The sequence below is a fragment of the Streptomyces sp. NPDC047117 genome, assembly GCF_040643545.1.
In the GTDB taxonomy this organism is placed as follows: domain Bacteria; phylum Actinomycetota; class Actinomycetes; order Streptomycetales; family Streptomycetaceae; genus Streptomyces.
Genome location: NZ_JBEYUN010000014.1, coordinates 129995 through 156101 on the forward strand (window position 1 = coordinate 129995; position 26107 = coordinate 156101).

Genomic DNA, 26107 nt, shown 5'->3' on the forward strand with positions numbered 1-26107 from the left:
GTTCCAGGAAGGGAACCAGGACTAGGTCACAGTTGGACATACACCCGGGGCGGTCGAACGGATGGAGCGGATGGAACGCACGAAGACGGACCTGGCCACCGGCGCGGAGGGCGGGCCGGCGGCCGGAACCGCCGCGAATCCTGTGGCCGGTTTCACATTCAACGAGGCCGACGAGGAGAAGCGGCGCGGGGTCCGCCGCATGAAGACCTTCGCCACCAGCCTGCTGCTGGCCGTCGCCGTCGTCTACGCGCTGGCGAAGTGGGCGGGCGCCGCCGGGGCCGGCGGCTGGACCGGCTATGTGGCGGCGGCGGCCGAGGCGGGCATGGTCGGCGCGCTCGCGGACTGGTTCGCGGTGACCGCGCTGTTCCGGCGGCCGCTCGGCCTGCCCATCCCGCACACCGCGATCATCCCGACGAAGAAGGACCAGCTCGGGCAGAGCCTCGGCGACTTCGTGGGCGAGAACTTCCTCTCCGGCGAGGTGGTGCGGCAGCGGCTGCGCAAGGTCGGCATCGGCAGCCGGGTCGGCCGCTGGCTCGCCGAGCCCGAGCACGCCGACCGGGTCACCGCCGAGCTGGCCACGGCGCTGCGCGGCGCGCTGACGGTGCTCCGCGACTCCGACGTGCAGGCGGTGGTCGGCGAGGCGATCACCCGCCGCGCGGACGCCCAGGAGATCGCCCCGGGGCTCGGCACGATGCTGGAGAAGATCGTCGCCGACGGCGGTCACACCCGGCTGGTGGACCTGGTCTGCGCCCGGGCGCACGACTGGCTGATCCTGCACTCCGACTCCGTGATGTCGGCGGTGGCGGGCGGCGCGCCCGGCTGGACCCCGCGCTTCGTGGACCGCAAGGTCGGCGACCGGGTCTACAAGGAACTGCTGCGGTTCGTCACGGAGATGCGGGACATGCCCGAGCATCCGGCGCGCGGCGCGCTGGACCGTTTCCTCACCGACTTCGCGGGCGACCTGCAGTCCGACACGGACACCCGGGCGCGGGTGGAGCGGCTGAAGTCGGAGGTGCTCGGCCGCGGCGAGGTGCAGGACCTGATCGCGTCGGCGTGGGGGTCGGTCCGCGCCATGATGGTGGCCGCCGCGGAGGACGAGCGGAGCGAGCTGCGGCAGCGGGTGCGCGGCGCGCTGCTGTCGCTGGGCAAGCGGCTGGCGGCGGACGACCGGCTGCAGGGCAAGGTCGACGGCTGGCTGGAGGGCGCCGCGGTGTACGTCGTCACGACGTACCGCGACGAGATCACGCTGCTGATCACCGACACCGTCGCGAGCTGGGACGCCGAGCAGACCTCGAAGAAGATCGAGGCGCACATCGGCCGGGACCTCCAGTTCATCCGGATCAACGGCACGGTCGTGGGCGCGCTGGCGGGGCTGTGCATCTACGCGGTGTCCCACGCCCTGGGCGGCTGACCGGGCCGCTCCACGGCGAAGTCGCCCACGCCGTCGCTCTGGTGATTGCCGCCCGCACGCCGTACGGTGCCCCGCGTGCGGCAGCGGATACCGGTGGTGGTGCGGCTGGTGTGGACGGCGGCGGAGCTGGCAGTGACGCTCGGCGCCGTCCTGGCGCTGCTGGTGGTCCATCAGCTGTGGTGGACCAACCGGGAGGCGCGGGCGAGCGCCGGGGAGCGGGTGTCACAGCTGGAGCGGGGGTGGCAGCGGCCCGCGCCCTCGCCCGGGCCGCCCACTCCTTCGCCCGACACGAGCGCGTCCGACACGAGTGCGTCGCCGGATCCGCGTCCCGGCGCCGAACGCCCCGCCCGGCGCCCCGCCCAACGCCCCGGCCAGGACCTGGCCTACGCCGTCCTGCGCATCCCGCGCCTCGGCCTCGCGGCCCCCGTCGCCCAGGGGATCGGCAAGGAGTCCGTGCTGAACAAGGGGTACGTCGGGCACTACCCGGGGACCGCCGAGCCGGGACAGGCCGGGAACACCGGGCTCGCCGGGCACCGCAACACCCACGGGGAGCCGTTCCGCCGGCTGAACCTGCTGCGGGCCGGCGACACCGTACGCATCGACACCGCCGACGCCCGCTACACCTATGCGGTGGACCGGACCCTGCCGCAGACCATGCCCGGCGACGGCACGGTGCTGGCCAAGGTCCCGTACAGCTCGGTCCACCCCGGATACCGCTACACCGAGCCCGGTTACTACCTGACGCTCACGACCTGCACGCCGGAGTACACCTCGAAGTACCGGCTGGTCGTGTGGGCGCGGCTGGCGAAGATGGAGCCGCGCTAGTACGCGCTCGGGGCCCCGGCGGACTCGGTGATCTTCTTGCCGTCGGCGCCGACCGCGAACCAGGTGCCCTTCACGCCCTGGCCGTTGACGTCGCCGGGGGCCTTGTCGCCCTTGAACAGGTACATCGGCCAGCAGTCCACGGCCAGCTGCTTCGTGCCGTCGGGACGCTTGACCGTGGTGATCAGCTTGGCCGGTACGCCCTCGATCTTGTCCTTGTCGGCGGGCTCGGCGGGCTTCCAGGTGTCCAGGCAGGCGCCGACGCAGGCGAACTTCATCGGCCAGGGGCTGTCCTTGGTGAAGCGGTAGAGCGTGCGGCCCTTGCCGTCCACGATGATCTTGCCGAGCTGTGCGTTGTCGGCGACCGAGACGTCGGCCTTCGGCTCGGCGGCCGCCGGCGGCGCGGCGGGCTCCTCGTCCGCCTTCGGGGGCTCCTTCGCGGCCGCCTCGCCCGCCTTGCCGCCGTCCGCCGCCAGCGCGTGCCAGACGCCGCCGACGTCCTGGCCCTTGGTGTCGCCGGGCGCGTTGTCCTTGGCGTACCGGTACACCGGCCAGCCGCCGAGGGTGAGCTGCTTGCTGCCGTCGGACCGGGTCACCGAGCCGAGGTCGGCGGCGTTGATCCCGGCGGTGGCCTTCGCGTCGTCGGCGGGGACCGGCGGCCAGGTCGAGGCGCAGTCGCCGTCGCAGGCGGACTTCGGCGGTTTCGGGGTGTCCTTGTCGAAGCGGTACAGGGTCAGGCCCTGGCCGTCGGTGACGACCTTGCCCAGTCCCGGCGCCTCCTTCAGCGCGAGGGACTTGGCGGCGGCGCCGAGCCCGCCGGCCGCGGCGCCGCCCGCCGCGTCGTCGCCGTATCCGCCGTCCTTGGCGGCGCCCGACCCGTAGCCGTTGTCGGAGGTGCCCTGGCCGGCGGGCTGGACCTGGTCACTGCCGGCGGCGCCGTAGTCCTTGTCGCCGCAGGCGGCGGTGAGGGCGAGCACGGTGAGGGCGGTGAGGGCGATGCCCGCCTGTCGCCGGTTGACCGGGGCGGCTCGGTTGCTCATGGGGATCTCCTTCGGTGGGGGCGGCGGAGGTGCCGTCGGGACGGGGGTACGGACCGGGGTACGGGGGGCGGTGCTGCCGCCGTTCAACGCCCGCGAAAGTTGTCACTTCACGTCAAAAGGCGGTGCGCTACGGGCAGTACGGAGGCGGAGCGGGATCGGCGTACGCCCGTACGGGGTCATTCGGCGGGGGACCGGACGCGCAGGGCCAAGGCGGGGCAGCGGCGGACCGCGAGCTGGGCACGGCGGCGCATCCGGGCGGGCAGCGCCATGGTGGCCTGCTGCGGATAGCCGTCCGGGCCGAGGCGGACGACGCCGGGCGCGAGATCGGCACAGAGCCCGTGGCCCCGGCAGAGCGTCCAGTCCACGACCAGCTGCGCGGCGGGCGCGGCCGGGCGTACGGGGGCCGCCGCGCCGGGCGGTGGGGCGCCCCCGGGCAGCGGCAGGGCGCCCAGGACCGGGCGTCCGCAGCCGCCGCCGCGCGCGTGCGCGGCGAACTCCTCGGGGAAGGCGGCCAGCGCGGAGGCGACGAAGCGGGCGGTGCCGTCGGGGTGGCCGCACGCGCCGCGCCGCTCCACGGCCCGGGTCCGGGCCCGTACGGCGGCCAGGGCACGCGCGCCGCCGCCCCGCACCGCCGCCGCCAGCGCGTCGGCGAGTGCGGGCAGGCCCAGGACGCACGGGCCGCACTGGCCGGCCGACTCCCCGGCCAGCCAGCGCGTCACCGCCGCGCACTCCCCGGCCGGGCAGGTGCCTTCCGGCAGCGGGAGGAGGGCGCCCGCGCCCAGGACGGCGCCGTGCGCGGCGAGCGCCGGGCGGTCCAGGGTGACGGTGCGCGCCGCGGCCGGGGCGAGGAACGTGCCGTGGTAGCCGCCGATCAGGACGCCCTGGCCCGGGCCGGTGCCGCAGTGCGCCAGCACCCGGTCCAGGGGCACGCCGGTGGGGACCTCCAGGACGTGGGAGCCGGCGACGGTCAGCAGGAGGGTGCCCGGCTCCTCGGGGACGCCGATGGTGCGGTGGCCGAGCGCACCGAGCCGGGCGGCGACCGCGAGCTGCGCGTAGGTCTCGGTGTTGGACAGCAGGGTGGGCAGCCCGCCGAGGCCGCGCTCGCTGGAGCGGACCTTGCGCCCGGAGGGCAACCCCGGACCGCCGTCGAGGCCGTCGACCAGGGCCGAGCCCTCGCCGCCCACGAACCGCTCCGGCAGCCGGGCCACGCGCAGCCGCAGCGACATCGGGCCGCGTTCGGCGATCGCCCGGCCGACCGACTCCGCCACGTCGGCGCGGGTCACCCCGACGGCGACCTCGCCCGCGCCGAGCGCGTGCGCGGCCAGCAGCGCGCCGTCCAGCACCAGATGGGGCGCGTGGAGCAGCAGCGCGGTGTCCTTCAGGCAGCCCGGCTCGCCCTCGGTGCCGTTGACGACCACGGCGGCCCGGCCGTCCGAGCGGCGCAGCGCCTCCCGTACAGCGGTGACCTTGCGGGCGAAGGGGAAGCCGGCGCCGCCGCGGCCGCGCAGCCCGATGTTCTCGGCGAGCGCGGTCAGTTCCGCGGCGGAGAGCACGGGGGCGGTGCCGTGCACGGTCAGGTGGGCCACGCGGTCGAGCCGGGCGGCGGCGCCGCTGTGCGGGGTGGTCACCCCTGCCAGTAGGCGGGGCGGCCATGGGGATGGGGCCAGGGTGCCGATGCCGGGTGCAGCGCCGTCGTGGCTGGGCGCGCCCACGCGGCGGAGCCGCATGTCGACACTTCCCGCGCCCCTCATGGGCGCCCCTCCGGGGCGCGGCGGGTCGCGCGGCGGTCGGCCCGCAGTCGGTACGCGAGGGCCGCGGCCGCGGCCGCGACGCATACGGCGTACCCGGCCGTGACCCAGCCCGCCGCCGGGCGGCCCGCGCGCAGGCCGTGCACCAGCGCCGCGCTCCAGGCCAGGTACGCGGTCATGTGCAGGGCGCGCCACCACCGGGCGGCGGCCCGGCCGGTGAAGGCGGTGCGGGCGGCGCCGGTCACCGCCACCGCGAGGAACCCGTAGGCGGCGAGCGTGCCCAGGCCGATCAGGGCAGGGCGGGCCCCGTCGGCGAAGGGCAGCGCGGCGGCCCGGCCGGTGGTCTGGCCGCGGGCCACCTTCACCCCGATGTGCAGGGCGAGGAAGCCGAGGCCCGCCACGCCGGTGCCGCGGTGCACGGCCTGCGCCAGCAGCCGGTGCCCGGAGGCGAGCACCCGCCGGTCGGTGGCGGCGAGCCCCCAGACCACCGTGCCGGTCAGCGCGACGAGCGCGAGCACCCCGGCCCCGAAGTCCAGGAAGTCCGCGGCCCGGGCGGCGGCGCCGGAGCGGGCGAGGACGGCCAGGAAGAGCAGCAGCGCGGCGGGCAGGACAGGGCGCAGCGGGAGCCGTCTCCCGGTGCGGGGAGCGGAATACGGGCGGCGGCGGGTGCGCGGGACTGGCGCGGGCATCGGGTCTCCACGGAAATCGAGCGGAAGGATGCACAACGCCCCGGAAAGGGCGGGGAATTGCCGTACGTACCGTCGGCGATGTGTCCGGCAGCATCGCGGACGCGTCCGGGGACTTCCGGGCCTTTAGCGCGCTGTGACAAATTCCTGCACCGGCATCGCCGTCGTCCCTCCTGGTGCGGATGATGCCGACTCAGACACTGGCCCTCAGGCACAACGGCCGTATCCCAGCCGCCCCCCGACGGCAGGAAACGAGGTAGCGATGTGTGAACTCCTGAACCGCATCTGGTCACGCCCCCGAGGTGAGTGGACCCGGGTTCTGCGAAAGGAACTCCCGTCGCTCGCCGAGAAGATGGTGGAAGAGCTGCGCATCGCTCTTCCCGCCTTTTCCGCCCTTCTCGCGGAATCCCCGAAGGCAGCGGAAGCACAATGGGCCATGGAACAGGCCCTGTTGACCTCGCTCGGTTATCAGGAGCGGACGGAGCGCGAACGCCGGCCGGCCGGACTCGTCGTCACCCCGATGCCGGTGTCCCGTGCCCGTCAGGTCCTCTTCGGCGCGCTCACCGGACAGCAGCCGCTGTCGGCCGCCGCGCTGGCCGAGCCCGCCCGGTGCGCCGGCTGGCCCGTACCGGCCTCCCTGCGGGCCGTCGTGCTCGGCTCCGCCGCCGAGGTGCCGCAGCTGGCGGCCGCGCTGGGCGACGCGCTCGTCGGCACCGTCGACGGCACCACCTGCCTCCTCGTGCCGGACCCCGGGACGCAGACCCGGCCCCGGCTGGAGGCCGCGCTCAAGGGCCGTGCGGCGGCCGTCGGCCATGCCGTGCCCGCCGACGACGCGGCGTCCTCGCTGCGCTGGGCCCGGGCGCTGCTGGCCCTCGGGCCGGGGCGCGGCGGTCCCGACGTACGCCCGGTCTTCGTCGACGACCACCTCTCGGCGCTGCTGCTTCTGCAGGACGAGTCGCTGGTCAGGGCGCTGACCGCACGCTGGCTCGGCCCACTGGAGGAGCTGACGCCCCGGCAGAGCGAGCGGCTGGAGGTGACGCTGCTGGCCTGGCTGGAGGGCGGTGGCGCGCCGGAGGCGGCGAAGGTGCTCCAGGTGCATCCGCAGACGGTGCGCTACCGCCTGCGGCAGATCGAGAAGCTCTTCGGCCCCGCGCTGCGTGATCCGCGTACCCGCTTCGAGCTGGAGATGGCGCTGCGCAGCCGGCGGCTGCTGGCCCGGGTGCGGCGGTTTCGCTCCCGGTCGGGGCGCCGGGCCGGGGCGGTGACCGGCGTCCGGCCCCTGGGGATCGCCCGGGAGGCGCGGGTGAACGGGCTCTGAGCACGCCGCCCGCCGGGTGGGTCCCGGCGGGCGGCGTCCGTGCGGTGGTCCCGGGCCGTGCGGACCCGGGACCACCGTGGTGGCTCAGTCGCAGTCGCGGCCGCTGTTGATGCACTCGACCGCCTGGTCCATCAGCTGGTCGGGCATGACGTTGATGAAGTCGCCGTGGTCGGTGACCGGCTTGTGGAGCTGTTCGGGGAAGCTGTCCACCGCGAACTGCTCACCGGCCGGCACGTCGTAGGTGATCTTCTCCTGCAGCTGCGGGATGGCGCGGAAGCCGGCCGGGCACGAGCCGTCCTGCTGCGCGAACGCCACGTGCGTACGGTGGTTGGCGCTGTCGGTGTTCTGCCCGTCCCAGCAGCTCTGGAAGTTGAAGGTGCGTACGACGTCGGAGCCTGCCGGGCAGATCGGGTACTTGTCCTTCAGCTGCCGGTCCTCGAAGCCCGTGCAGCTCCAGGAGGCGTTGGCGTTGGCCGGGCCGTTGGTGAACGCCTTGGCGTCCCCGGTGATGATCCGCAGGAAGCGCGGCATCGCGGTCACGTCGCCGTCCTGGCTGCCGCTGAAGGTGAGCTGCACGTCGGACGGGGTGAGCACCGAACCCACGTTGCCGTCGTGGCCAGCGCCGGGCTTGTGCTCGGAGGTGCCGTCCAGGACGCGCAGCACCGGCCAGTAGTACGTGGACAGGTCGCCGTTGCCGCAGGTGGTGCCGGAGGCGGCCAGGCTCTGGTCGGTGGAGAAGGCGTCGGTGGACTCGTTGCCGACGTAGTCGTGGGTGTGGTGCGCGCCGTTGCTGACGCCGGGCGTGACGATGACGTTGTCGGAGTTGAAGTGGCCCTCCTCGTTGGTGCCGCACTCCGAGACGAAGGTGCCGGTGGACGCGCCGTCGCCCTGCGGGGGCTGCTGGGCGTTGGGCTGCTGGGAGCGGATGTCGGCGAAATCGTCGGGCGAGGGACCGCCGACGGGCGGCAGCTGCCCGCCGTCCTGCTGCTGGCCGCCGTTGTCCTGACCGTTGCCGTCCTGGCCGGCGTCGCCCTGGCCGGCGTCGCCCTGGCCGGCGTTGCCGTCCTGGCCGCCGCCCTGCTGCTCGCCGCCGTTCGCCTGACCCTGGCCCGGGGCCGGTTCGCCGACCGACACCGGCTGGCCCGTGGGCTTCATCCGGCAGGCACTCATGTTCAGCAGCGCGTCGGGGCGGGGCGCCGACCTGCCGATCGCGTCGGCCATCGCCCCGATGGTCTTCTCCCGCTGCTGCCGCAGCTGCCCGAGCACGGCGTCCGTACCGCTGCCGCCCGCCGTCATCTTCTCGTACGCCGCCGCCACCTGACGGTCCAGCGCCGCGAGCCCGCGGGAGACCGGGAGCTTCGCGCCGCGCGGCACCTGGCGCAGCCGGTCGCCGACGTCCGGGCAGGACACGGTGGCGGCGGCCGCTGCCACCTGCCCGCCGCGCTGCCCCGGGCCGTCCTCGCCGTCCGTCCCGTCCGCCGAGGCGCCGGCGGCTATCAGCGCGGTCCCGCCGCCGCCCAGCAGCAGCGCGGCGGCCGCGGCCACCAGCCGGGTGGTCAGGCGCGAGCGTTTATGGGCCTGTGGAGTCATGCGATCACTTCGCTTCGTGGGGAGTGGTGGGAAGTGCTGAGGAGAGTGAGGTGGGGGTGCGGCCGCGTGTTCGGGGAAACGTACGGCTGCCGGGGGCGGGCCGCCGCCAGGTTGCCGAAGTCGACCAGGCCGGTACCTTCCAGGACCGTGATGTGGTCCAGGACGACCGCATTCGTACGAGTGGCCAGTCGCCGCACCATCGCGTTGCGGCTCTGCGCCCGGACGAGCGCCACGAGCCCGAAGACCTTGCCGTGCGCGCGGCGCAGCAACTGCGCGAAGCGCCGGTCGAATTCCTGGCCGCGCGCCGCGTCCAGCTGGCCGAGCCAGCCCTGCTGTTGTGCGGTGGGCTCGTCCGGCAGCGGCATCCCCAGGTCACGGGCGGCCCGTACCGAGAGCCGGTCCAGCTCCGTGTGCCCGGCCACGAGATGGTCGCCCGCGGTCCGCACAGCCTTGCGCGTACCGCGTTCCCGCGCCTGGCGGCCCGCGGGCAGCTCCCACAGCCCGGCGAGCCGTACCTTGCGCACGAAGTCCCGGTCCAGGGGCGTCAGCGGCCCGTACGGGGTGCGGACGGTGCCGCCGCCGTCGTCCTCCCAGCCGGCCGCCGCTGCGGCCACCGAGGTGTTCTGGCCGAAGAGCTGGACGGGCAGCAGCAGGGCGACGAACGTGGCCGCGAGGGCGGCGACGATCAGCCCGGTGGCGAGCGCCCGCGCGTCGGCGGGGGATGCGGGTGACGCCAGGCCGGCGATGGAACGCAACGAAACCTCCCGGTCGGTCCGGTGGGGACGACTGGGACGCTAGGCCGGTGTCGGGCGGCGGAACGCGGGGTCCTCATGCCCGGACAAGAAACGGCCGGAGCGGCGCGGGCGCTGCTACGGTGCGGCGGGGCCCGCGTGCCCAAGGCGGGCGCGCCGCCCGGCCCGTGCCCGTACGCGGACGCCGCTCAGCGGGTGTACAGCGCGTCGATCTCCTGCGCGTACGCCGCCTCGATGGCCCTGCGGCGCAGCTTCAGGGAGGGCGTCAGCAGCCCGTCGGCGACGCTGAACTCGCCGGGCAGGATGCGGAACGCGCGGATCGACTCGGGGCGCGAGACCGACGCGTTGGCGACCGCCACCGCCCGCTGCACCGCCGCCCGCACGCCCTCCTCCGGCGGCTCGCCGGGCCGGGCGTGCCGGTATCCGCCGCGGTAGCGCCGCCAGTGCTCCAGCGCGTCGGGGTCCAGGGTGATCAGCGCCGCGATGTAGGGCCGGTTGTCGCCGACCACCAGGCACTGCGAGACCAGCGGATGGGAGCGGATCCGCTCCTCCAGCCCCTGCGGCGCCACGCTCTTGCCGCCGCTGGTGATGATGATGTCCTTCTTGCGGCCGGTGATCACGAGGTGGCCGTCCTCGTCCAGGAGTCCGAGGTCGCCGGTGGCGAACCAGCCGTCGTGCGGCGCGCTGCCGTGTTCGTCGACGTACCCGGAGAACACCACGTCGCCGCTCACCCACACCTCGCCGTCCTCGGCGATCCGTACCGCGCAGCCCGGCAGCGGCCGTCCGACCGTGCCGAACCGCACCCGGCCCGGCGGCTGTGCCGTCACCGCGCCGCTGGTCTCGGTGAGCCCGTACCCGTCGTAGATGGTCAGCCCGGCTCCGGCGAAGATCCGCCCGAGGTCGGCGCGGAGCGGGGAGCCGCCCGAGACGGCGGTGCGCACCCGGCCGCCCAGCACCCCGCGGATCCGCCCGTACACCAGCCGTTCGTACAGCGCGTGCTTGGCGCGCAGGGCAGGCCCGGGGCCGTGCCCGCGGCCCTGCTCCTGGCGTTCCACGGCGCGCACGTACGCGAGCGCGGTGGACGCGGCGGCGTCGAACATCCGCAGCCGGCCGTGCTCCTCGGCGACCCGGCGCGCGGTGTCGTAGATCTTCTCGAAGACGTAGGGGACGCCGAAGAGGAAGGTGGGCCGGAAGGAGGCGAGCGCGGGCAGCAGGGCCTGCGGGGTCAGCTCCGGTTCGTGGCCCAGCAGGATGCCGCCGCGCAGGCAGGCGACCTGGACCATCAGCCCGTAGCTGTGCGCGAGCGGCAGGAACGCCAGGATCGACGGCTGTTCGCCGGGCGGCCCGGCGAGCTGTCCCCAGCCCGCCAGCAGCGTGTCCGCCTCCGCGGCGAGGTTGCCGTGGGTGAGCACGCAGCCGCGCTGCCGCCCGGTGGTGCCGGAGGTCTGCACGACGGCCGCGGTGTCCCGCGGGACGACGGCCCGGCGGAGCCGGTGCACGTCCTCGTCGGCCAGCCGGCCGCCGAGCTCGCCGAGCCGGCCGACGCAGTCCTGGTCCAGCTGCCAGACGCGGCGCAGCCGGACCTGCGCGTCGCAGGCCGACGCCACGGTCATGGCGTGCTGTTCGTTCTCGATGACGACGGTCTGCGCACCCGTGCCGGCCAGCAGCGCGTGCAGCTGCTCGGTGGAGGACGTGGGATAGACCGGTACGAGATGCGCGCCGAGCGACCAGACCGCATAGCTGAACAGCGTCCACTCGTAGCGGGTGCGGGACATCACCGCGACCCGGTCGCCGGGCCGCACGCCGTCCGCGAGCAGGCCCTTGGCCAGGGTCAGTACCTCGGCCCGGAAGGCGTCGGCGGTCACCGGCCGCCAGCGGGCGGGGTCGGCGGGGTCCCGCCGGGCCGCCACGGGGAGGGCCGGGACCCGCTCGGCCAGTTCGTGGACGGAATCGGCGAGGCCGCCGGTACGGGCCGCTGCCACCAGGGCGGGCGTACTGATCTCGCGCACGGCACCTCCCTGGTTCACCCCGGTCCGAGTGGCCGGTGGCAGCGGGAAAGTTACCCGCTGGGAACCCCGACTGCACAGATCTCTGGTTACTCTTGAGCGGAAGAGGACAAAGCCGAGCGGGAGAGGGGGCACGCGTGCACCGCATCGCAGGCCGGCGGCTGTACCTGGGCGCGCTCCTGTTCCTGGTCGCCGGGCTGGCGCTCGCGCAGAGCGGGCCGGACACGGCGCTGACCGTGGCCGCGACCACCGCGGCCCTCCTGCTCAGCGGCAGCGCCGTGCTCGTCGCGACGCTGGCCCGCCCCGATCCGCCGCACCGGGTGCGCACCGCCATCCGGGACCGGGAACGCCGTACGGCCTTCCTGCCGCAGCGCGATCCCGACGCCGCCGGCCGGCCGCGGCCGAGGGCACCGGGCGGCCGTCTCCCGACGGCCGCGTAGGCGCCCGCAAGGCGCTGCTCCACCCCGCCCGCACGGGGCCCGTCCGCGCATCCGCGCACGCACGGGTCTGCCCACGTGGCTCGTCACGCCGAGATTCACCCCTTTCTTCCGGAAGTCGGCTTTCTTCCGGTCCTCGACGTGACCCATGGAGGGCTCACCCATGTCCGTCTTCGCCACGCTCGGCGCCGCGCTCGGCCGCCTCGCCGACGTCCTCGCCCCGGTGTTCGGCGCCTCGGCGACCGCTGCCGCCATCGTCGTCTGCACGCTCGCCGTGCGCGCCGCCCTGCACCCGCTCTCCCGGGCCGCCGTACGGGGTGAGAAGTCCCGGGCAGCGCTGGCCCCGCGGATGACCGAAATACGCCGCCGGCACGCCAAGGACCCCGAGCGGATGCAGCGCGAACTGGCGGACCTCTACCGGAACGCGGGCGCCTCGCCGCTGGCCGGCTGTCTGCCGATGCTGCTCCAGCTGCCGGTCTTCTTCCTGATGTACCACCTCTTCACCTCCGCCCGCTCCGGGCTGCTGGGGGAGCGGCTGCTGGGCGCCCCGCTCGGCGGCCGCTGGGCCGACGCGCTCGCCGACGGCGGCCCGTTCGGCCCGCACGGGCTGGTGTACGTGGCCCTCTTCGTGCTGGTCGCTGCGGTGGCGACGTGGAACTTCCGGCGGACGCGCCGGGCGACGGCGGCGGCGCGGGCCGACGCCACCGGTGAGCAGGTACCGGGCATGGCCGCGATGACGAAGCTGGCGCCGCTGCTGTCCTTCGGCACCCTGGTCACCGTGGCCGTCGTGCCGCTGGCAGCGGGCCTGTACGTCGTCACGACCACGGCATGGACCGTGTGCGAGCGGGCGCTGCTGACGCGTGACCGGCAACCGGCCGCCGAAGCCGCCCGGCCGGCCGTCGGCGGCACCAAGTCGCGGACTGCTACTGCCGAGTAAAGGTCCAGTACGTGAACGGGGTCTTGCGGGCGGGACCCCGTTCTTGGACGATCGTCCGAATCGCTCGATGGCCGCACCCATCGGCCGGCCCGGGAGACCCTCCCGGGCCGACCCTTCGCACACGACCACGGGAGTTGAATCGATGAAGCTGCTGCGTGTCGGACCGGTGGGGGCGGAACGCCCGGCGCTGCTCGACGAGTTGGGAACCCTGCGTGACCTGTCGGAACTGGTGCCGGACATCGACGGGGCGCTGCTCGCCGACGAGACCGCGCTGACCCGGATACGGGAGGCGGCCGCGTCCGGCGGGCTGCCCGCACTGGACCCTGCCGGACTCCGCACGGGCGCTCCGCTCGCCGGCATCGGCAAGGTCGTGTGCATCGGGCTGAACTACCACGACCACGCCCGGGAGACCGGCGCGGCCCTCCCCGCCGAGCCGATCGTCTTCATGAAGGCCCCGGACACGGTCGTCGGCCCGGACGACACCGTGCTCGTACCGCGAGGCAGCGAGAAGACCGACTGGGAAGTCGAACTGGCCGTCGTCATCGGCCGCACGGCCCGCTACCTGGAGACCGACGAGCAGGCCCTCGCGGCCGTCGCCGGCTACACGATCGCGCACGACGTCTCGGAGCGGGAGTTCCAGATCGAGCGCGGCGGGCAGTGGGACAAGGGCAAGAACTGCGAGACGTTCAACCCGCTGGGCCCCTGGCTGGTCACCTCCGAGGAGGTCCCCGACCCGCAGGCGCTCGGCGTCCGCCTCTGGGTGAACGGTGAGCTGAAGCAGGACGGCACCACGGCCGAGCAGATCTTCCCGGTCGCCGAGGTCGTCCGCTACCTCAGCCACTTCATGACCCTCTACCCCGGCGACGTCATCAACACCGGCACCCCGGCCGGCGTCGCCATGGGCCACGCCGACCCCAAGCCCTACCTCCGCGCCGGCGACGTCGTCGAGCTGGAGATCGACGGCCTGGGCCGCCAGCGCCAGGAGCTGAAGGACGCCTGACCCGCCGCCGGGTGGCCCGCGGGGCGTCCGCGCCTCAGCCCTTTTTCGGGGTGAGGGCCACCCAGACCGGGCCGCGGGGGAAGTCGAGACGGTTGCCGTCGGGCGTGGTGAAGGTGGTGCCGCCGTCCGCTCCCGGGCGGGACCACCGGGCCTCGTACTTCTTGCCGTTGCGGAGGACCAGGGCGTCCCCCGACCCCACGGTCTCGGTGTACGGCGTGACGCTGCCCCACTTGTCGTGCAGGCGGGAGGAGCGGACGGTCACGTACTGGATCACCACGGTGGCGACGCCCAGCTGGCCGGCGCCGGTGGTGCGGAAGGGCGTGCCGTCCATCGAGACCAGCCAGCGGTTCCGGGGCTCGGACCAGGTGAAACCGAAGCGGGCTGCGGGGTAGCTGATGTCCTGCCGGCTCGTGCGGGTGCCGCCCGAGGGGGCTGAGCCGAAGCGGAAGCCGATGTCGGCGGGGGCCGAGGCGCCCGAGGCGGCTTCGAGGGCGCGGGCCGGGCGGAGGTAGAGGTTGTGCGGCGCGGCGCGGTCCGCGCTGCGGACGTACGCGTCGGGGGCCTCGCCCGGCGGCAGGGGGACGATCGGCGCCGACTCCAGGGTGGGGCGGAGCTTGGCCTGCGCGCCGGAGTAGGCCAGTGCCGGGTTGCCGAACTGGCGGAGCAGTTCGAGGTCGGACTCGCGGGCGCTGCGGACCGGGCCGACGCGGTCGGGGAGGTGGGCGGCGAAGACGGCCAGTATCCGGGACAGGCCCGCCTCCACCTGCTCGGTGTAGAGGATGTCGGCCTTCTCCAGGCCGGTCTGCGGCCGGGCGGCGGCGACGTTGTCGATCTTCACGGCGAGCACCTTGTCGCCCGCGCCGTCCTCGCCGGTGAACGGCGACCGCCCGTCGTCGCCCGCCTGGCACCCCGTCACCAGCGGCGTCAGCCCCGCGGCGAGCCCCGCCGCCAGGACGGTGCGCCGTGATGTTCCGGTCCAGCCCGCCCCGCCCGTCCGCGCCATGGGGGGTACCGCCTCTCTCGTCGGTTCCCCCACAGCTTTCCCGTTTTGGCGGGCGGGGCGCACGCTTTGCGTCAGGCGGGGCGCAGGAATCGCTCCAACGCCTCGACGACGAGGGCGTGGTCGTCGGCCTGGGCGAGGCCGGAGACGGCCACCGCGCCGACGACCCCGGTCCCGCGCAGCCGGATCGGGAAGGCGCCGCCGTGTGCCGCGTAGGTGTCGGGGTCCAGCCGGGAGGATTCCTCGAAGGTCCGGCCCTTGGCCCGGAAACGGGCGCCGACCAGGAAGGACGCCTCGCCGTACCGCTCCACCACCCGGCACTTGCGGTCCAGCCAGGCGTCGTTGTCCGCGCTGGTGCCGGGCAGCGCGTAGTGGAAGAGGCGCTGGGAGCCGCGCCGGATGCTGATCGTCACCGCCGCGTTCCGCTCGCGGGCCAGGCCGACGAGGAGAGAGCCCAGCGCCCAGGCGTCGTCGTTGCCGAAACGGTCGAGGACCAGGCGGCGCTCGTGCTCTTCCAGGGTGTCGATGTCGTCGGCGGTCATCGGGTGGCCTCGATCCGGACGGTGCGGCCCTCGGCGGCCGAGAGCTTGGCGGCCTCCAGGACGCGCAGCGCGGCGGCGGCCTCCAGGGCGGTGACCGGCGGTGTGCCGCCCGTACGGAGCGCCTCGGCGACCGCGGCGTAGTACGCGGGGTAGTCGCCCGGCAGGGTCGGCACGGGCTCGCCGCCGCCGGTCTCCGGGGACTCCCCGGCGCCGATGCGGCCCCAGGACGACTCCGGCTCCACGCCCCACTCGGCGCCGGTGCCGGGCCGGAGGCCCTCGCGCAGCGCCGCCTCCTGCGGGTCCAGGCCGTACTTCACGTAACCGGCCTCGCTGCCGAGCACCCGGAAGCGCGGGCCGAGCTGCGCGGTGGTGGCGCTCACCCACAGGTGGGAGCGGACGCCGTTCGCGTGCGTGAGCGCGAGGAAGGTGTCGTCGTCGGCCTCGGCGCCGGGGCGGCGCACGTCGGACTCCGCGTACACCGAGACGACCGGGCCGAAGAGGGCCAGGGCCTGGTCGGCGACGTGGCTGCCCAGGTCGTACAGCAGCCCGCCGATCTCGGCCGGGTCGCCGGACTCGCGCCAGCCGCCCTTGGGCTTGGGCCGCCACCGCTCGAACCGGGACTCGAAGCGCCACACCTCGCCGAGCGCGCCCTCCTCGACCAGCCTGCGCAGGGTCAGGAAGTCGTTGTCCCAGCGGCGGTTCTGGAAGACGGAGAGGAGCAGCCCGCGGTCCTCGGCCAGCGCGGCGAGCCGCTCGGCCTCGGCCGCGGTCGCGGCGAGCGGCTTGTCGACGACGACCGGGAGGCCCGCCTCCAGGGCCGCGGTGGCGAGCGGGACGTGGGTCTTGTTGGGGGAGGCGAGGACGATCAGGTCCAGCTCCGCCGCGCGGGCCAGCACCTCGTCGGGGGTGGCGACCGTACGCACCTGCGGGTGCTCGGCGCGGGCCTGCGCCTGCCGGTCGGGGCTGGAGGTGGAGACCGTGTCGAGGACCAGGCCCTCGGTCGCGGCGATCATCGGGGCGTGGAAGACGGAGCCGGCCAGGCCGTAACCGATGAGGCCGACGCGGAGGGGGCTGCCGGGGAGTGCGGTACCGGTGGAGTCGCTCGGGCTGCTCATGACTCCCACTTAAGCAACGCTGTTGCCAAAGTGCAAGCGGTGCCCACAATGGAGGGGTGAGCAGCGAGAATCCTCCCCATACCGACCCTCCCCCTGTCGGCCCTGTGCCCGGCCCCGCGCCCGGACCTTCGGCGGACGGCTCGGCCCCGCGCGGGCCCGGCGGCGCCAACCTCCCCCTGCTCCGCGGGCACAACGCGGCCGTGCTGCTCGGGCTGCTGCGCGCCGCGGGCGAGGGCGGCGTCAGCCGGCTGGAGCTGGCCGAGCGCAGCGGGCTCACCCCGCAGGCGGTCAGCAAGATCACCGCACGGCTGCGGGAGGACGGGCTCGCCGCCGAGGCCGGCCGGCGTGCCTCCACCGGCGGCAAGCCCCGTACGGTCCTGCGGCTGGTCCCCGGCGCCCGGCACGCGATCGGGCTGCACCTGGACCGGGACGAGAGCGTCGCGGTCCTCGCGGACCTGGCCGGGGAGCCGGTCGCGGTCCGCCGCGCGCCGCTGGACCTGGGCGCCGGGGCGCACGAGGTGCTGGCGGCCGCCGCCGACCGGGTCGCCGAGGTGCGCGCCGCGGCGCCCGAGGCGCAGGTGATCGGCGCGGGCGTCGCCTGCCCCGGCCCGCTGGACCACCGGACGGGCGTCCTGCACCGGGTCACCGGCCTGCCGCAGTGGGACGGCTACCCGCTGCGCGACGCGCTCGCCGAGCGGCTCGGCCTGCCGGTGGTGCTGGACAAGGACACCAACGCGGCGGCGCACGGCCTGGCGCAGCACGCGCGCGGCGCCGGCTCGTTCGGCTATCTGCACCTGGGCACAGGACTGGGCGCCGGGCTGGTGCTCGACGGCGCCGTGCACCGCGGGGCCAGGACCGGAGCGGGTGAGTTCGGGCACCAGGTGGTGCAGCTGGACGGGCCGCTGTGCGGCTGCGGCAAGCGCGGCTGCATCGAGGCGCTGTGCCTGGCCGCGGTGGCGGCGGGCGACCCGGCGGAGGCGGCACGCGTGCTGGGCGTCGGCGCCGCCAACCTCGTCGAACTGCTCGACGTCGACCGGGTCCTGCTCGGCGGGCGTACGGTGCTGGCCGACCCCGATACGTACGTACGCGGGGTCGCCGCCTCGCTCGACGGCCAGCTGCGCGCGCACGGTGCGGGCGGCGCCCGTACGGTACCGGTCGCGGCCGCACCCGGCGGCGCACACATGGTGGCGCTCGGCGCGGCCCACCTCGTCCTCGCCTCCCTCTTCGCCGCGCCGCACGGGCCGTTCACCGCGGCGGGTGCGGCGCACTGAGCCGGCGAGGACGGCACTCCGCACCGCGCGCCGGACGGGCGTGCGAGGATCGGCCGGTGGACTACCCGAAGGACCAGGCGCCCGGTGCGCCGATCAGAGCCGGCATCCCCGAGCACGGGCGCATCCCCAAGTACTACGCGGCGAAGGTGCGGATCGGCGAACTGCTCGCCGAACTGGGGGAGGGCGAGACGCTGCCCACCGAGCGCGAACTGGCCCTGCGGTTCGAGGTGTCGCGGGAAACCCTGCGCCAGGCGCTGCGCGACCTGCTCCTCGAAGGCCGGATCCGCCGGCTCGGCCGGGGCACGGTGGTGGCCGGACCCAAGCTCGAACAGCCGCTGGCGCTGGCGAGTTACACCGAGGGCGTGCGCAAGCAGGGCCGCCGTCCCGGGCGGCACCTCATCGGGCTGGACCGCTTCCCCTGCCCCGACCTGCTCGCCGCCGAGCTGGGACTGCCGGCGGGGGAGCCGGTGTGGCACATGGAGCGTGTGCTGCTCGCGGACGACGAGCGGGTCGGGCTGGAGAGCACGTACGTCGCGGTCGAGCGGGCGCCGCGGCTCGACACGGACTTCGAGCCGGACTCCTCCTTCTACGCCTACCTCCACGACCGGCTCGGCATCGGCTTCGGCGACGCGGACGAGCGGCTGGAGACGGTGCTGGCCACGCCGCGCGAGGCGCTGCTGATCGGTACGCCGGGGGCGTTGCCGATGCTGTTGATCCATCGGGTCAGCCGCGATACGGCCGGGCGGCCGCTGGAGCGGGTGCGGACGTTGTTCCGGGGTGACCGGTTCTCGTTCACGGCGCGGCTCGGCGACGCGCCCTAGGGGTGCGGGGGGGACTGCGCGAGCAATCACCGCGGCGGGAAGCCGGTCACCGGCCGTACCCCTATGGCGGGCCCCACCTTGGTCACGAGAAGATAACGGGTCTAGGCCAAGCTTGATGGCCTGTTAACCGTTCTGTTGCTGAGCGGACCATATTCGGCCACCCGACGCGACGAGCGTCATGCCCATGCGAGTCATAGTTGTCGGAGCCGGCGTGCTGGGGACCATGCATGCCTGGCAAGCGGTCGAACGCGGCCACGAGGTCGTGCACATCGAGCGGGAGGCCGAGGCCCGCGGCGCCTCGGTACGGAACTTCGGACAGATCTGGGTGAGCGGCCGCGCGGGCGGCGAGGAGCTGGACACCGCGCTCCGCGCCCGCGTGCTGTGGGAGGAGATCGGTGCCCGGGTGCCGGGGCTCGGCTTCCGTGCCATCGGCTCGCTGACCGTCGTGAAGAACGAGGCCGAGCGGGCCGTCGCCGAGGCCGCCGCCCGCCGCCCGGACGCCGCCGCGCGCGGCTACAAGCTGCTGGACGCGGAGGAGGCCCGCGCGCTCAACCCCGCGCTGCGCGGCGACTTCCTCGGCGCCCTGTGGTGCGAGCGGGACGCCGCCGTCGAGCCCCGTGTCGCCCAGCGCGAGCTGAAGCAGGCGCTGCTCGCCTCCGGCCGCTACACCTTTCTCGGCGGGCGCGAGGTCCGCGATGTCCTCGACAACGGCGTCGGCGTACGGGACGACCACGGCGACGTCCACCGCGGCGACGCGGTCGTGCTGTGCACCGGCGCCTGGCTGAGCGGCCTGGTCCGCGAGCTGCTGCCGGACCTCCCGGTCCGCCGCGTACGGCTGCAGATGATGCAGACCGACCCGCTCGGCGAGCCGCTGACCACCTCCGTCGCCGACGCGGACAGCTTCCGTTACTACCCCGCGTACGGCAGCGAGGCGCTGGACGCGCTCAACGCCGGCCAGGCGCAGGCCCCGACCGCCGCCGCGCACAAGATGCAGCTGCTGATGGTGCAGCGCGCGGACGGCGGGCTGACCATCGGCGACACGCACGAGTACGAGACGCCGTTCGCCTTCGACACCGTCGAGGAGCCCTACGAGCACCTGACCGGCGTCGTCGAATCGATCCTCGGCCGCCCGCTGCCGCGCGTCCGGCACCGCTGGGCCGGGGTGTACGCGCAGTGCACCGACACCGGCCGGGTCGTGCACCGCGAGCAGGCGAGCGACGGCGTGTGGCTGGTCACCGGGCCCGGCGGGCGCGGCATGACCTGCTCCCCGGCGATCGCCGAGAAGACCGCCGACGAACTGGGATGGTGAGGAAATTGACCGAGAACAGCACCACGGGCCGCAACGACATCGAGCTGGTCGTGCTCGACATGGCCGGTACGACCGTCGCCGACGGCGGCCTCGTCGAGCAGGCCTTCGACGCCGCGGCCCGGGAGCTGGGCGTCGAGCCCGGCACCCCCGACCACGCCGAGAAGCTCGCCTACGTGCGCGCCACGATGGGCGAGTCCAAGATCTCCGTCTTCCGGCACCTCTTCGGCGACGAGGAGGCGGCGCAGCGCGCCAACGCCCGCTTCGAGCAGGCCTATGGCGAGCTGGTCGACGGCGGGCTGATCGCGCCCGTGCCCGGCGCCCGTGAGGCGATCGAGGCGCTGCGGGCCGCGGGGATCACCGTCGTCCTCAGCACCGGGTTCGCCCGGGTCACCCAGGACGCGATCCTCGCCGCGCTCGGCTGGCAGGACCTCGTGCCGCTCACCCTCTGCCCGGCCGACGCCGGCGGGCGCGGCCGCCCGTACCCCGACATGGTGCTCGCCGCGCTGCTGCGCACCGGCGCCACCGACGCCGTCCAGCGGATCGCGGTGGCCGGTGACACCTCCTACGACATGCTCTCCGGCCGCCGGGCCGGCGCCGGGATCGTCGCCGGCGTGCTCACCGGCGCGCACGACAAGGAGCAGCTGACCACCGCGGGCGCCACCCATGTCCTCGGCTCGGTCGCCGAACTGCCCGCCCTGCTGGGAGTGGTGAACGATGACCGCCCCGCCTGACACCGCCGCGGCGCCCGCGGCGGCACCGGCCACGAAGCCCGCCGCCTCCGGCATCCGTTTCGACAACGTCTCCGTCGCGTACGGCAGCCACACCGTGCTGGACGGACTCGACCTGACCGTCGAGCCCGGCGAGGTGATGGCCCTGCTCGGGCCCTCCGGGTCCGGCAAGACCACCGCGCTGCGGGCCGTCGCCGGGTTCGTGACGCCGGCCTCCGGGCGGGTGCTGATCGGCGGCCGGGACGTCACCGGCCTCCCGCCGTACAAGCGGGGCATCGGCATGGTCGTCCAGAGCTACGCCCTCTTCCCGCACATGCGCGTCGCCGACAACGTCGCCTTCGGGCTGAAGGCGCAGAAGGTGCCGCGCGGCGAGATCGCGGCGCGGGTCACCGAGGCGCTGGAGCTGACCGGCATGGCCGGCTACGCCCGGCGCTACCCGCGCGAGCTCTCCGGCGGTCAGCAGCAGCGCGTCGCCATCGCCCGCGCGCTGGCCATCCGGCCCGGCGTGCTCCTCCTGGACGAGCCGCTGTCCGCGCTGGACGCGCAGCTGCGCTCCGGGATGCTCGCCGAACTGGCCCGGCTCCACCGCGAACTGCCCGACGTGTCGATCCTGTACGTCACCCACGACCAGGTCGAGGCGCTCACCCTCGCCGACCGGATCGCGGTCATGGACCGGGCGCGGCTGCGGGACTGCGGTACGCCGCGGGAGCTGTACCGGGCGCCGCGCACCGAGTTCACCGCCTCCTTCGTGGGCAACGCCAACCTGCTGCCGGTCACGGCGGGGCCCGGCGACGCGGCCGTGACCTTCGGGGACACCGAGCTGGCGGTGCGCGGCACGGAGGGCGTGGCGCGCGGCGCCGCGGCCACCCTGTGCGTACGGCCGCACCTGGTCGGGCTGGGGGAGGGGCCGAACGCGCTGCGCGGCCGGCTCGCCGAACTCCAGTGGCGCGGCGCCACCCACCGGCTCTACGTCGAGGTCGGCGGGCACCGGGTCATGGCCGACGTGCGCGAGCTGCGGGAGGTGCCCGCCGTGGGTGCCGACGTGACCGTGCACTTCGCGCCGGACGACGCGGTGCTGATCCCCGCGGGGGCGGGTGCCGATGGCTAGCGTCACCCAGCGGGCGCGCCTCGGCGTCACTCGCCGGTCGCGGGTCCGGGCCGTACCGCGCGGCCTGTGGGCGCTGCCGCCCCTGGCCGGTCTCGCGCTGGTCTTCCTCTACCCCCTCGTGCTGCTGGTGCGGCAGTCGTTCACGCCGGACGACGGCGGGCCGGTGACGGCCGCGTACGGGGAGGTGCTGGCCGAGGCGTCCTTCCGGGACGCGCTGGTCAACACCGTCCTGATCGCGGCCGGTTCGACCGCCGGCTGTCTGGTGCTCGGCTTCGCCCTCGCGCTGGTCGTCGCCTTCGTGCCGTTCCCCGGGGCGCGGGCGCTCGGCCGGTTCATCGACATCTTCCTGGCCTTCCCCTCGTTCCTGATCACCCTCGCCCTGCTGTTCGTCTACGGCTCGACGGGCGTGGCCAACGGGCTGTGGACCTCGGCGACCGGCGCCGCGAGCGGCCCGTTCGACTTCCTGCACACGCCCTGGGGCGTGCTGCTGGCGGAGATCACGTACTTCACGCCGTTCGTGATGCGCCCGCTGCTGGCCGCGTTCTCGCAGGTGGAGACCGGGCAGCTGGAGGCCGCCGCGTCGCTCGGCGCCCGGCCGTGGCGGATCGTGCGCACGGTGATCCTGCCCGAGGCGCTGCCCTCGCTCGCGGCGGGCGGCGCGCTCGTCCTGGTGATGTGCCTGAACGAGTTCGGGATCGTGTTGTTCACGGGCGCCAAGGACGTGGTCACGCTGCCGGTCCTCGTCTACACCAAGGCCATCCTCGACGGCGACTACACCGGTGCGTGCGTCGTGGCGGTCGTCAACATCGCGCTGTCCGTGGCGCTGTACGCAGGCTACCGGGCCCTGGTGGCGCGCACCGGCCGCGAGGGAGGTGCCCGCCGTGCTCGTGCACAGCAATAAGGCCAGATGGGGCGTGTGGGCGGGCTTCCTGCTCCTCTTCCTGCCGCTGTTCGCGCTGCCGTTCGCCGTCATCCTGGCGGCGTCGTTCGCCACCAATTGGAGCGGCGCGCTGCCCTCGGGCCCGACGCTCACGCACTACCAGGACATGGCCAAGGGCGACTCCCTCGACGCACTGGTCACCAGCCTGCTGACCGCGCTCGCCGCGAGCCTGCTCGCGCTGGTCGCCGGGACCTGGGCGGCGCTGGCCGCGCAGCGCCTGGGCGGCCGGGGCAAGAAGGTGATCGACACCCTCTTCATGCTGCCGGTGGCGGTGCCCTCCGTCGCCGTCGGCCTCTCCCTGCTGGTCGCCTTCTCGCAGCCGCCGCTGCTGCTCAACGGCACCCGGCAGATCGTGATCATCGCCCATACGGTGCTGGTCACCGCGTTCGCCCACCAGTCGGTGAGCGCGGCGCTGGACCGGCTGGACCCCGCGTACGAGCAGAGCGCCGCGGCCCTCGGGGCCCGGCCCGCGTACGTCCTGTGGCGGGTCAAGCTGCCACTGCTGCTGCCGTCCCTCACGGCGGCCACCGGCCTCTGCTTCGCGCTGTCCATGGGCGAGCTGAGCGCCACGATGATGATCTATCCGCCCGACTGGCTGCCGCTGCCGGTCCAGATCTTCGCCACCACCGACCGGGGCGCCCTCTTCAGTGGCGCGGCCCTCGCGGTGGCCCTGATGGCCGCGACGCTGATCGTGCTCTTCGGCGTCTCCCGCATCCGTACCAGAGCCTCCTACCGCTGACGCGCACCCTTCCCCCGAGGAGCCACGACCCGCCATGCGCAGCCATTCGTACCTCAAGCCGGTCGCCGCGACCGTCTCCGTCCTGGCGCTCGGCGCCGGGCTGACCGCCTGCGGCGGTACCGCCGCCGACCCGAACGCCAAGGAAGTCACCGTCTACAGCGCCGACGGCCTGAAGGGCGAGAAGGGCGACGGGTTCTACGACAAGGTGTTCAAGGACTTCGAGAAGAAGACCGGCATCAAGGTCAACTACGTGGAGGCCGGGTCCGGCGCGGCCGTGCAGCGGCTCGCCCGCGAGAAGATGAACACCCAGGCCGACGTGGTCGTCACGCTGCCCCCGTTCATCCAGCAGGCCGACGGCAAGGGCCTGCTGCAGAAGTACGAGCCCAAGGGGTACGACCAGGTGGCCGCCGCCGACCGGGACCCGGGCGGCAAGTGGACCTCCGTCGTCAACAACTACTTCTGCTTCATCCACAACAAGAAGCAAGTGCAGGAGTCCCCGGAGAGCTGGCAGGACCTGCTGGACGCCAAGTACAGGAACAAGCTCCAGTACTCCACGCCGGGCGTGGCCGGGGACGGCACCGCCGTCGTCATCAAGGCCATGCACGACCTCGGCGGCACCGACCGAGCCATGGACTACTTCAAGAAGCTCCAGGCCAACAACGTCGGCCCGTCCTCCTCCACCGGCCAGCTCGCGCCCAAGACCGCCAAGGGCGAACTGCTGGTCGCCAACGGCGACGTGCAGATGAACTACGCCAACATGAAGTCGATGCCGGACCAGGGCATCTTCTTCCCGGCGGCCAAGAAGGGCGGCAAGCCCTCCACCTTCGCGCTGCCGTACGCCGCGGGCCTGGTGAAGGACGCCCCGCACACCGAGAACGGCAAGAAGTTCCTGGACTACCTGCTCAGCCCGGAGGTCCAGCGGGAGGTCTCCTCGGTCGGCGGCGGCTTCGCGGCCCGCAAGGACGTCAAGGCCACCGACGAGAACGCCCGGAAGCTCGCGGAGATCATGAAGGGCGTCGAGATCTTCGAGCCGGACTGGCAGGACATCGACAAGAACCTCGACACCTACATCGACGCCTGGAAGTCGGCCACCGGCAGCTGACGCTCACCTCCCGTTCCCGCACTTCTCACCGCACGGCCCTGGCGCTCCGCGCAGTATCGCGGAATGGTAACGGGTCCAGACCCAACGCCCCTGTTCCGGCAGGGGCGTTGGAGTGTGCCGGGCACATCGCACCCCACGGAGGAACACCTTGTCCGAGCTCAGCAGAAGATCCCTGCTCGTCGGCGCCACCGCAGGGCTCGCCGGCGCCGCGCTGGCCGCCGGGCCGCTCGCCGCCGTCGCCACCGCCGCCGTCCGCACCCCCAAGGTCCTGTTCATCGGCCTGGACGGGGCCGGCCGGCTGGACCGCGTACGGGACGCCGACACCCCCGTCCTCGACTCCCTCATGGCCGCCGGGATCACCGCGCCCACCAGCCTCTACGCGAGCCCGATGGCCCGCACCGAGTCGGCGCCCGGCTGGTCGACGCTGCTCACCGGCGTCTGGCCCGACAAGCACGGCGTCCGGGACAACAGCTTCAGCGGTGCCGACTACGGCAGCTACCCGGACTTCCTCACCCGCGTCGAACGTGCCCGCCCCGCCCTGCGCACGTACGCCGTCGCCTCCTGGGCACCGATCACCGAGCGGATCGTCTCGGCCGAGGTCGACACCCGCGTCGCCACCCCGTCCGCGGAGTACGACAAGGGCACCACCGCGCGGGTTGTCGCCGAGCTGACGGGCGGAAACCCCGACGCGGTCTTCGTCCAGCTCGACAACGTCGACCACGCCGGCCACGCGTCCGGCGCCGCCAGCCGGGCGTACCTGGACGCGCTCCGCGCGGCGGACGCCCAGGTCGGCGAGATGCTCACGGCCGTGAAAGCCCGGGCCTCCTACGCCGCCGAGGACTGGCTGGTCCTGATCAGCGCCGACCACGGCCACACCGACGCCGGCGGCCACGGCGGGAACAGCTGGGGCGAGCGGCAGACCTTTGTCCTGGCGTCCGGCGGCGGGCTGCCCGCCCGCACGGTCCGCGAGGACGTCCGGATCGTCGACGTGGCCGCCACCGCCCTGCGCCACCTCGGCATCACCGCCGACCCCGCCCGGCAGCTGGACGGCCGCCCCCTCCAGACCCCTGCCGCCGACGACTTCGACGCGCTGCGGCCGAAGCTGACCGGGGCCGTCGACGAGACCGGCGTCGGCGCCGGCGTGCTCGGCTTCACCCGCACCCCGCCGCCCGGCTGGTCCGTCGACAACTCCGCGATGGGCGGCGGCGGGATCACCGAGTGGCGCGGCTGGTCCTTCACCACCGACGAGTTCTGGACCAGGGCGGCGCCCGGCCAGCAGCGCGAGTCCAACGTCCGGGCGCGCGGCGTCTTCGCGGTCGCCGACGGCGACGAATGGTCCGACGCGGCCACCACCGGCACCTTCGACTCCACGCTGGTCAGCCCCGCCTGGCCGGTCCAGGGCGGCGCGCCGGCCACGCTCTCCTTCTCCTCCCACTACCTCCAGGAGGGCGCGCAGCGGGCCGAGGTGCTGGTCTCCTACGACGACGGCACCCCGGTCCCCGTCCGCACCTACACCGCCGACGCCGTCGCCCGGGCCGAGACCGTCGCCCTGGACGTGCCGTCCGGCGCCCGCACCGTGCGGGTCCGCTTCCGCTACACCGGAGGCAACAACTGGTACTGGGCCGTCGACGGGGTCAAGGTCACGGCCGGCTGACTTAGGCTGTGGGCGTCGGTCGTACGTACGT

The 26107-nt window shown here is 74.4% G+C and carries 24 protein-coding genes; 15 read left to right on the top strand and 9 right to left on the bottom strand.

Annotated elements, in window-relative coordinates; all coding sequences use genetic code 11:
• The first annotated feature begins 61 nt into the window (after nt 1–61).
• Together ABZ840_RS25885 and ABZ840_RS25890 are read left to right on the top strand one after the other, a co-directional pair.
• Complete coding sequence (locus tag ABZ840_RS25885; RefSeq protein WP_361562700.1) at nt 62–1411, top strand: DUF445 domain-containing protein; 1350 nt, start codon at nt 62–64, stop codon at nt 1409–1411.
• 75 nt (nt 1412–1486) lie between these two features.
• The gene (locus ABZ840_RS25890) at nt 1487–2236 is read left to right on the top strand and encodes a class E sortase (RefSeq protein WP_361562702.1); all 750 of its coding nucleotides are present in this window, start codon (nt 1487–1489) and stop codon (nt 2234–2236) included.
• Here ABZ840_RS25890 and ABZ840_RS25895 read toward each other — a convergent pair.
• The 3 genes from ABZ840_RS25895 to ABZ840_RS25905 all read right to left on the bottom strand — a co-directional run bounded on the left by ABZ840_RS25895 (nt 2233) and on the right by ABZ840_RS25905 (nt 5710).
• Nucleotides 2233–3273, bottom strand: coding sequence for an SCO0930 family lipoprotein (locus ABZ840_RS25895; protein WP_361562704.1), 1041 nt, complete (start codon nt 3271–3273; stop codon nt 2233–2235). The genes ABZ840_RS25890 and ABZ840_RS25895 overlap by 4 nt on opposite strands.
• A gap of 176 nt (nt 3274–3449) precedes the next feature.
• Nucleotides 3450–4901 carry an NADH-ubiquinone oxidoreductase-F iron-sulfur binding region domain-containing protein gene (locus tag ABZ840_RS25900; RefSeq protein WP_361562705.1) on the bottom strand — a complete coding sequence of 484 codons (1452 nt, stop codon included), beginning with the start codon at nt 4899–4901 and terminating at the stop codon, nt 3450–3452.
• 119 nt (nt 4902–5020) lie between these two features.
• Entirely contained in the window at nt 5021–5710 is a 690-nt protein-coding gene (locus tag ABZ840_RS25905; protein ID WP_361562707.1) for a hypothetical protein, read from the bottom strand.
• Between the two features lie 433 nt (nt 5711–6143).
• On the opposite strand from ABZ840_RS25905, the gene ABZ840_RS25910 reads away from it, so the two are divergent.
• A complete protein-coding gene (locus ABZ840_RS25910) occupies nt 6144–7025 on the top strand; it encodes a helix-turn-helix domain-containing protein (RefSeq protein WP_361562709.1) in 882 nt (293 codons plus the stop codon).
• Between the two features lie 84 nt (nt 7026–7109).
• Here ABZ840_RS25910 and ABZ840_RS25915 read toward each other — a convergent pair whose 3' ends face one another.
• The 3 genes from ABZ840_RS25915 to ABZ840_RS25925 form a co-directional block, all read right to left on the bottom strand.
• Nucleotides 7110–8615 (bottom strand): DUF1996 domain-containing protein, encoded by a 1506-nt coding sequence (locus ABZ840_RS25915; protein ID WP_361562710.1) that lies wholly within the window; start codon nt 8613–8615, stop codon nt 7110–7112.
• Nucleotides 8612–9370, bottom strand: coding sequence for a DUF4142 domain-containing protein (locus ABZ840_RS25920; protein WP_361562712.1), 759 nt, complete (start codon nt 9368–9370; stop codon nt 8612–8614). The genes ABZ840_RS25915 and ABZ840_RS25920 overlap by 4 nt, the downstream gene beginning before the upstream one ends.
• 185 nt (nt 9371–9555) lie before the next feature.
• On the bottom strand, nt 9556–11376 hold the full coding sequence (locus ABZ840_RS25925) for an AMP-dependent synthetase/ligase (RefSeq protein WP_361562714.1): 1821 nt from the start codon (nt 11374–11376) through the stop codon (nt 9556–9558).
• 134 nt (nt 11377–11510) lie between these two features.
• On the opposite strand from ABZ840_RS25925, the gene ABZ840_RS25930 reads away from it, so the two are divergent.
• From ABZ840_RS25930 to ABZ840_RS25940, 3 genes are all read left to right on the top strand, one after another.
• The gene (locus ABZ840_RS25930) at nt 11511–11813 is read left to right on the top strand and encodes a DUF6412 domain-containing protein (RefSeq protein WP_361562716.1); all 303 of its coding nucleotides are present in this window, start codon (nt 11511–11513) and stop codon (nt 11811–11813) included.
• 160 nt (nt 11814–11973) lie between these two features.
• On the top strand, nt 11974–12747 hold the full coding sequence (locus ABZ840_RS25935; protein WP_361562718.1) for a YidC/Oxa1 family membrane protein insertase: 774 nt from the start codon (nt 11974–11976) through the stop codon (nt 12745–12747).
• A 142-nt stretch (nt 12748–12889) separates the two neighbouring features.
• A complete protein-coding gene (locus ABZ840_RS25940) occupies nt 12890–13747 on the top strand; it encodes a fumarylacetoacetate hydrolase family protein (RefSeq protein WP_361562720.1) in 858 nt (285 codons plus the stop codon).
• A gap of 34 nt (nt 13748–13781) precedes the next feature.
• Here the strand turns inward: ABZ840_RS25940 and ABZ840_RS25945 are convergent, their stop codons facing one another.
• From ABZ840_RS25945 to ABZ840_RS25955, 3 genes are all read right to left on the bottom strand, one after another.
• Complete coding sequence (locus tag ABZ840_RS25945; RefSeq protein WP_361562722.1) at nt 13782–14750, bottom strand: DUF3048 domain-containing protein; 969 nt, start codon at nt 14748–14750, stop codon at nt 13782–13784.
• A 71-nt stretch (nt 14751–14821) separates the two neighbouring features.
• Nucleotides 14822–15289: a heme-degrading domain-containing protein gene (locus ABZ840_RS25950; RefSeq protein WP_361562724.1), complete on the bottom strand. Its 468-nt coding sequence runs from the start codon at nt 15287–15289 to the stop codon at nt 14822–14824.
• Nucleotides 15286–16404, bottom strand: coding sequence for a Gfo/Idh/MocA family oxidoreductase (locus tag ABZ840_RS25955; RefSeq protein WP_361562725.1), 1119 nt, complete (start codon nt 16402–16404; stop codon nt 15286–15288). The genes ABZ840_RS25950 and ABZ840_RS25955 overlap by 4 nt, the downstream gene beginning before the upstream one ends.
• A gap of 104 nt (nt 16405–16508) precedes the next feature.
• Between ABZ840_RS25955 and ABZ840_RS25960 the strand changes: the two genes are divergently transcribed.
• From ABZ840_RS25960 to ABZ840_RS26000, 9 genes are all read left to right on the top strand, one after another.
• Nucleotides 16509–17675 carry an ROK family transcriptional regulator gene (locus ABZ840_RS25960; RefSeq protein ID WP_361562857.1) on the top strand — a complete coding sequence of 389 codons (1167 nt, stop codon included), beginning with the start codon at nt 16509–16511 and terminating at the stop codon, nt 17673–17675.
• 56 nt (nt 17676–17731) lie between these two features.
• On the top strand, nt 17732–18496 hold the full coding sequence (locus ABZ840_RS25965; RefSeq protein WP_361562726.1) for a GntR family transcriptional regulator: 765 nt from the start codon (nt 17732–17734) through the stop codon (nt 18494–18496).
• A 184-nt stretch (nt 18497–18680) separates the two neighbouring features.
• Nucleotides 18681–19805: a TIGR03364 family FAD-dependent oxidoreductase gene (locus tag ABZ840_RS25970; protein WP_361562727.1), complete on the top strand. Its 1125-nt coding sequence runs from the start codon at nt 18681–18683 to the stop codon at nt 19803–19805.
• 5 nt (nt 19806–19810) lie between these two features.
• On the top strand, nt 19811–20536 hold the full coding sequence (locus ABZ840_RS25975) for a phosphonatase-like hydrolase (protein WP_361562729.1): 726 nt from the start codon (nt 19811–19813) through the stop codon (nt 20534–20536).
• The gene (locus ABZ840_RS25980) at nt 20520–21641 is read left to right on the top strand and encodes an ABC transporter ATP-binding protein (protein WP_361562730.1); all 1122 of its coding nucleotides are present in this window, start codon (nt 20520–20522) and stop codon (nt 21639–21641) included. The genes ABZ840_RS25975 and ABZ840_RS25980 overlap by 17 nt, the downstream gene beginning before the upstream one ends.
• The gene (locus ABZ840_RS25985) at nt 21634–22542 is read left to right on the top strand and encodes a 2-aminoethylphosphonate ABC transporter permease subunit (RefSeq protein ID WP_361562732.1); all 909 of its coding nucleotides are present in this window, start codon (nt 21634–21636) and stop codon (nt 22540–22542) included. Before ABZ840_RS25980 ends, ABZ840_RS25985 begins: the two co-directional genes overlap by 8 nt.
• Nucleotides 22523–23320 (top strand): ABC transporter permease subunit, encoded by a 798-nt coding sequence (locus tag ABZ840_RS25990; protein ID WP_361562734.1) that lies wholly within the window; start codon nt 22523–22525, stop codon nt 23318–23320. Before ABZ840_RS25985 ends, ABZ840_RS25990 begins: the two co-directional genes overlap by 20 nt.
• A gap of 34 nt (nt 23321–23354) precedes the next feature.
• On the top strand, nt 23355–24422 hold the full coding sequence (locus ABZ840_RS25995; RefSeq protein ID WP_361562735.1) for a 2-aminoethylphosphonate ABC transporter substrate-binding protein: 1068 nt from the start codon (nt 23355–23357) through the stop codon (nt 24420–24422).
• A gap of 148 nt (nt 24423–24570) precedes the next feature.
• A complete protein-coding gene (locus ABZ840_RS26000) occupies nt 24571–26076 on the top strand; it encodes an alkaline phosphatase family protein (protein ID WP_361562737.1) in 1506 nt (501 codons plus the stop codon).
• Nucleotides 26077–26107: the final 31 nt, after the last annotated feature.